Origin of the sequence: Parvimonas oralis (assembly GCF_047608425.1) — a bacterium.
Taxonomy (GTDB): domain Bacteria; phylum Bacillota; class Clostridia; order Tissierellales; family Peptoniphilaceae; genus Parvimonas.
Map to the genome: position 1 here is coordinate 47,700 of NZ_JBLKRS010000006.1, position 6,405 is coordinate 54,104.

6 protein-coding genes and 1 rRNA gene are annotated in these 6,405 nt (G+C 29.9%); 3 read left to right on the forward strand and 4 right to left on the reverse strand.

The window, feature by feature from the left end; translation table 11 throughout:
* Nucleotides 1-4: 4 nt before the first annotated feature.
* Complete coding sequence (locus tag ACMX2D_RS06630) at nt 5-1,147, reverse strand: aminotransferase class V-fold PLP-dependent enzyme (RefSeq protein ID WP_414973240.1); 1,143 nt, start codon at nt 1,145-1,147, stop codon at nt 5-7.
* Between the two features lie 715 nt (nt 1,148-1,862).
* On the opposite strand from ACMX2D_RS06630, the gene ACMX2D_RS06635 reads away from it, so the two are divergent.
* The 3 genes from ACMX2D_RS06635 to pcp are packed head-to-tail and all read left to right on the forward strand — an operon-like array spanning nt 1,863 to nt 4,187.
* Nucleotides 1,863-2,552, forward strand: coding sequence for a DUF969 domain-containing protein (locus ACMX2D_RS06635; RefSeq protein WP_414973242.1), 690 nt, complete (start codon nt 1,863-1,865; stop codon nt 2,550-2,552).
* Nucleotides 2,533-3,534 (forward strand): DUF979 domain-containing protein, encoded by a 1,002-nt coding sequence (locus ACMX2D_RS06640; RefSeq protein ID WP_414973244.1) that lies wholly within the window; start codon nt 2,533-2,535, stop codon nt 3,532-3,534. The genes ACMX2D_RS06635 and ACMX2D_RS06640 overlap by 20 nt, the downstream gene beginning before the upstream one ends.
* An 11-nt stretch (nt 3,535-3,545) precedes the next feature.
* The gene (pcp, locus tag ACMX2D_RS06645; RefSeq protein WP_414971727.1) at nt 3,546-4,187 is read left to right on the forward strand and encodes a pyroglutamyl-peptidase I; all 642 of its coding nucleotides are present in this window, start codon (nt 3,546-3,548) and stop codon (nt 4,185-4,187) included.
* 181 nt (nt 4,188-4,368) lie between these two features.
* Here pcp and ACMX2D_RS06650 read toward each other — a convergent pair whose 3' ends face one another.
* From ACMX2D_RS06650 to rrf, 3 genes are all read right to left on the reverse strand, one after another.
* Nucleotides 4,369-5,256, reverse strand: coding sequence for a GNAT family N-acetyltransferase (locus tag ACMX2D_RS06650; RefSeq protein WP_414973246.1), 888 nt, complete (start codon nt 5,254-5,256; stop codon nt 4,369-4,371).
* Nucleotides 5,256-5,627 carry a nuclear transport factor 2 family protein gene (locus ACMX2D_RS06655; RefSeq protein ID WP_414973248.1) on the reverse strand — a complete coding sequence of 124 codons (372 nt, stop codon included), beginning with the start codon at nt 5,625-5,627 and terminating at the stop codon, nt 5,256-5,258. The genes ACMX2D_RS06650 and ACMX2D_RS06655 overlap by 1 nt, the downstream gene beginning before the upstream one ends.
* 365 nt (nt 5,628-5,992) lie before the next feature.
* Nucleotides 5,993-6,108: ribosomal RNA gene (rrf, locus tag ACMX2D_RS06660) — 5S ribosomal RNA — on the reverse strand.
* Nucleotides 6,109-6,405 lie beyond the last annotated feature (297 nt).

Consider the following 6,405-nt stretch of genomic DNA (forward strand, 5'->3'; position numbering starts at 1 on the left):
TTTATTACCTCCTATCGTCTATAATTTTTTTAATTGCGTTTATAGCAAGCTCTACCTCATCAAATGTATTTGAATGAGAAAAGCTAAATCTAACCATACCCTGTTCAACAGTTCCAAGTGCTTTGTGTATTAGAGGAGCACAGTGAGCTCCGGGTCTTGTTGAAATTTTATACTCTTCATATAAAATATTACTAACTTCAGAAGAGTCCATATCTGAAATATTTAATGAAACTATTGGTGCTCTTAGGTCTGTTTCAAAATCTCCATAAACCTTAACTTCAGGAAATTTAATTACTCCATCATAAAATTTCCTTGCAAGCTCCATAGCTTTATTAGTTAAATTTTCCATTTTATTTCTTAAAATATAGTCAATAGATGCGTGAAGCCCTGCAATCCCATGTGAATTTAAAGTCCCTGCTTCAAGTCTAGTCGGCATCTTATCAGGTTGAAATTCATCATAGCTATGAGTTCCGCTTCCGCCAACCATAAAAGGTCTTATATAGACTTCTTCTCTAACACATAATGCACCCGTTCCTTGAGGTCCAAGCATTGATTTATGACCTGTAAAACAAAGCACATCAATATTCATCTCTTTCATATCTATATTAAAAGCTCCTGCGGTTTGAGATGCATCTACAACAAAAAGAAGATTATTATTTCTACAAAAATCTCCATACTTTTTTAAATCTGTAATATTTCCTGTAACATTTGATGCATGAGTTATAACTATAGCTTTAGTATTCGCTTTAATTAAAGATGGAATCTCATCAAAATTAATAACTCCATTTTCTAAAACTCCTATGTAACTGACTTCAACACCCTTTTCTTTCAAATAATGTATAGGTCTTAAAACGGAATTATGTTCTGCAACGGAAGTGATTATATGATCATTTTCTGAAAATAGACCATTTATTGCAATATTTAAACTTTCAGTTGCATTTTTTGTAAAAACTACCTGACGAGAATTTCCAACATTAAACATCTTCGCTATTTTTTTTCTGGTTTCAAAAACAATCCTATCTGCACTTAAGCTTTCTTCATGAACTCCACGAGAGGAATTTCCAAAATTTTTCAATGCATTAACAACTGCATCAATAACTTCTGCAGGTTTGTTTTTTGTAGTCGCTGAATTATCAAAATAAATCACTATAAACCCTCCTTCGTGAAAAAATTTTTACATATTAAATATTTCAAAAATAATATTTCTTAAATTTATCATAACAAAACAATTTTCTAATAAGTTTATCATAAGTCGTGAATCTATCATTACTATATCATAACTCCTTTTTAATAATTAAATTAAGGTAATTATGATGAAAGAAGAACCTCACGCTTCCTCGATGCTTTGCATCGGGTGGGTGCCCGAGAACCTTGTTGCTTCGCAATTAAAATATGTTTACCACAAGGTGTAAACATATTATAATTATATCAAAACTTCAATTTGATTTTGATATTGTTGTTTTGATGAAATAGTAATAGCTTTATCATAGGGCATAAACCTATTACTATTATATATCAATATTACAATATTGTCAAATTTTAGATAATTTTCAATAAAAATATCTATATCGATTATGTTTCTTAATAATTATTAATAAAGAATAAAAAATATTCTTAAATATATTGAAAATACTGGATTGTAAATCCACAACATTTTTTCTTTTTAAATAATTATATAAAGATTATTTATCGATTTTCTTTTAACATCTACTTATAACTTTAACAAAGCACTATTTAAAAATATAAACATTTATGATATACTATAATTAATTACTTATATATTATTAAGAACAGTTTCTTTATAGTATTAAAGAAAATCTTTTTAATAGTAAGTAATAAAAATAAATTTATAGGAGGAAGATATGCAAAATTATTTAGTTTTAATCGGTATTGTAATTATTGTTGTTGGTTTTGTATTAAAACTTGATGTAATTTCTGTAGTTTTAATTGCAGGCTTCGCAACAGGTCTTGCCGGTGGAAAAAGCATCGTAGAAATATTGGATATTATAGGTAAAGGTTTTGTATCAAACAGATATATGAGTTTGTTCTTTACAACACTTATAGTAATCGGCATTATGGAAAGACATGGTCTTAAAGAAAAGGCGGCTGATGGAATACGAAAAATTAAAGGTGCAAGTGCAGGTTTAGTTATTTGGTTATATTTATTCATTCGTTGGCTTGCAGCAATATTCTCATTACGTCTTGGTGGACATGTTCAATTTGTAAGACCTTTAATTTTACCAATGGCAGAAGGTGCTGCAACTAAAACAGTTGACCTTACAGAAACTAAACTTGAAGATTTAAAAGGTTTAGCAGGTGCCGTTGAAAACTACGGTAACTTTTTCGGACAAAATGTATTCCCTGTTTCTTCAGGTGTTTTACTTATCGTTTCCACACTTAAAGACAAGGGACACACTATAACAGGAGCTCAAGTAGCATACTATTCTTTATTTACAGGTATTGCAATGATACTTTTATCAATAATTCAATGCTTCTTATTTGAAATGAAACTTAGAAAGGTTGGTGGAAAAGATGTTAAAATGGATAAGTAGTAATACATTTTTTATTGACGAATTTATTTACATTCTTTGCGGATTGATTTCAATTTTAACAGCTTTTAGAGGTTTGAAAAATAAAGAAGCAAGAATAGGTACATTTTTATTCTGGTTTTTAGTTGGAATTATCTTTGCATTCGGAGGATTCTTGGTTAAGTATCTTCCAAAGCAAGGTGGAGTTATTGTTGGAGCAATGCTTGTTGTTTGTGGAGCTCTTACTCTTACAAAACAAGTAAAAATTGGAGAATTTACTCCTCCATCAGATGACGAAAGAAGAAAAAATGCAGATAAAATCGGTTGGAAAATTTTTATTCCTGCATTAATTATGGCAGCTCTTGCATTTTTAATGTCACAATTTAGATCATTTAAAATTATAATTGGAACTGATGCCAAAGGTAAAGATATAATTTTCGGTTTTTCAACAGCTCAAGTTTTAGGATTTTCAGCTATAATTGCATTTATAATAGCTTTATTAATAGCTAAACCTAAGACAGAAGATATGAAGGAAGACACTACAAGACTTTTAATGCAAGTAGGTGCGTCAAGCTTATTACCTCAACTTTTAGGAGCACTTGGTATCGTATTTACAGCAGCAGGTGTAGGTAATATAATTGGAGAATTTGCAGGAAGCATCGTTGGTGGCGGTGGAAGAGTTGCAGGTGTTGTAGCTTACTGTTTAGGTATGGTAATCTTTACTATGATTATGGGTAATGCATTCGCTGCATTTACAGTAATCACAATCGGTGTTGGTATTCCTTTTGTAATAGCTCAAGGCGGAAATCCTGCAGTAGTAGGAGCACTTGGAATGACTTGTGGTTATTGCGGAACTCTATTAACCCCTATGGCTGCAAACTTCAATATAGTTCCTTCTGCAATACTCGAAACCAAAGACAAATATACAATTATTAAAACACAGGCCCCTATGGCTATCGCAATGATTCTAGTTCATATTGTGCTTATGTTAGTAATGGCATTTTAGGAGATGATTATATGAAAATTTTAGTTAGCGGATTTGATCCATTCGGTGGAGAAAAAGTTAATCCTGCGATTGAATCAGTAAAATTGTTACCTGATGAAATTAAAGGAGTAAAAATAATTAAAGTAGAAATTCCAACAGTTGCTAGAAAAAGTTTAAAAAGACTTGAAGAAGTTATAGAAGTTGAAAAACCGGATGTTGTAATAAATGTAGGACAAGCAGGTGGAAGACCTGATATAACTGTTGAAAGAGTTGGAATTAATATGGATGACTTCAGAATAAAAGATAACGAAGGAAATCAACCGATTGATGAAAAAATTGCTGAAGATGGACCAGACGCTTATCTTGTAACAATTCCTATAAAAGCAATGGTTCAAAAAATGATTGAAAACAAAATTCCTGCATCTGTTTCAAATACAGCCGGAACATTTGTTTGTAACCATGTTTGCTATGGAATGGCACATCTTGCAAGCACAAAATATCCGAATATGAGAACAGGATTTATCCATATTCCGTTTTTACCTGAACAAGTTGTAGATAAGAGAAATATGCCATCAATGCCTCTCGAATTAATTGCAAAAGGTTTAGAATATGCAATTGAAGCTATCATTGAAAACAAAGAAGACATTAAAGTAGAAGGCGGAGCAACTCATTAGTATATAACAAAAAGGTTAGAGTACCTAAAAACTCTAACCTTTTTTATATTGTATAATATCATTTTTATATAAGTCCTTTACAAGACTTACTAGTATTTGAAACCAAATAATAGTAATAAGACTTTCTCAGTCGATTGTATCATTAGATACAATTGCTCTGGAAATCTCATATATTTTAAACTTACACTACTTTTTTATCATAACCAAGTCTTTCAAGTTCTCCTTGCAAAATTACTTCTCCGGTATATTTATAACCACAGGAGATAATGAAATTTCTCATCTTTTTATTGTCTTTATGAGTATCAATTCTTAAATCCATTCTCTTCCTTTTTGCAAAATTTTCAATATAGCTCATCATTTTTCTCCCAAAACTTTGCTTTTTATATTCATTTGAAGTCGCTACCTTATGAATACTAATATAAGGAAGTGAAGTATTCCATTTTCCATTTATATTCTCATAATCTTCATCTATTCCTTCAACCAAACAAGCTGTGGAAACTATCCTTTTATGATATTCTAAAACATATAGATCAACTCCTAAATGCTCATCAACATCTTTAAAACTTGGAACATATTGACCTTGCCATTGATCAACTCCATCTTCTTTTAAAGCATTTGCTCCTTCAAGATATATATTTAAAATACTTTCTCTATCTAACTCATTAGCCATTCTAAATGTCAAAACTTCATATTTTAAATTTAAAGAGACAAAAAAAGAAAAGAAAATTATACTCATAACTAAAATACTAAAGATAATTCCAACAAGATACTTTATATTAAATTTAAAAATCGAATCAAAAAACAAATATATAAACAAAAAATCAAACTCAAAATTTATAATATTCAACATCTTTAAAATATTCTTATAAAATTTATTTGAAATAGTATAACTTATAGAATTAATATAATTAAATCCTATCTTAAAAGCAAATTCTATTAATACTAAAACAACAAGCAAAATATAATCTCTAGTAGATGCTTTAAATACCAATCCAAATAAAAACATAATTAACAAAATAATTAATTTAAAATTATCTGTTATACTCTTATTTTTATAAAACGAATTCATTACTTTATTTTAACTCCTATATTTTTAATAATTCTCCATTGAGGAATTTTCCCATTATCTCCCCAATATTCATCAAGTTTTGAAATTTTCCCATTTTCTAGCAATATAAAGGAATTAACATAAAATGAAGATTTATCAAAAACATTTATTACTTTTGCAACTGCAATAATTAAATTTCCGATTTGTTCAACCCTTTCAACTTCTCCACCCCATTTATCAGGATAAGTGCAATTAACTTCAATAAACTCATCAACAGTAAATCTTTCATTAGTATTATGCCAATCAATATAAGCATCTTCATTAAAAAATTTTTTAATCTCCAAAGCATTTTGACTTAAAACAGCATTATAAAACTTATATATATTAAACATAATTCCTCCTTTTTCTTACTTATAATTATATATTAAATAATTATTATCTACAATATTTTTACACAAAAAAATCACTCTTTCGAGTGATTTATACTTTGTTTGGCTATTTTCTATTCTCCCAATACGAGATGTACTAGTACCTTCGACGTTTAAGAGCTTTCGCTGTCGAAACTTGCCATTTGTTTCACAAATGGAGTTTCTTAGCATCTGACCTACGACGCAATCATAGATTGCTGTTAGGTCATTAACTTCTGTATTCTATATCCAATAAGCCTTAATAACCATTCTTGTTTATTTATTTTTGCTGTTAAGCATTGTGTTTTTACTAAAAACAAAAAATCACTCTTTCGAGTGATTTATACTTTGTTTGGCTGTTTTCTATTCTCCCAGTACGAGATGTACTAGTACCTTCGACGTTTAAGAGCTTAACTTCTGTGTTCGAGATGGGAACAGGTGTATCCTCCTAGCCATCACAGCCATACTTATTTATTTACTTTTCTTTGCCGTTAAGCTCTGAGCTTTCACTGTCGAAACTTACCATTTGTTTCACAAATGGAGTTTCTTAGCATCTGACCTACGACGCAATCTCAGATTGCTGTTAGGTCATGAACTTCTGTGTTCGAGATGGGAACAGAGTAGCCTCTTAAGCCTTACAGCCATACTTGTTTACTTTTCTTCTTCTTTTCAATATATTTCTGTTTAATACCCTTCCAACTAAAGAGTATATATTTCTGGTCAAGCTTTCGATTTATTAGTATCAGTTAGCTTTGATGTTGCC

Bases quoted from the DNA above. Each gene is read 5' to 3' on its own strand.
- pcp (WP_414971727.1), top strand. From the start codon at position 3,546: ATGAAAATTTTAGTTAGCGGATTTGATCCATTCGGTGGAGAAAAAGTT.
- ACMX2D_RS06635 (WP_414973242.1), top strand. From the start codon at position 1,863: ATGCAAAATTATTTAGTTTTAATCGGTATTGTAATTATTGTTGTTGGT.
- ACMX2D_RS06640 (WP_414973244.1), top strand. From the start codon at position 2,533: ATGTTAAAATGGATAAGTAGTAATACATTTTTTATTGACGAATTTATT.
- ACMX2D_RS06655 (WP_414973248.1), bottom strand. From the start codon at position 5,627: ATGTTTAATATATATAAGTTTTATAATGCTGTTTTAAGTCAAAATGCT.
- ACMX2D_RS06650 (WP_414973246.1), bottom strand. From the start codon at position 5,256: ATGAATTCGTTTTATAAAAATAAGAGTATAACAGATAATTTTAAATTA.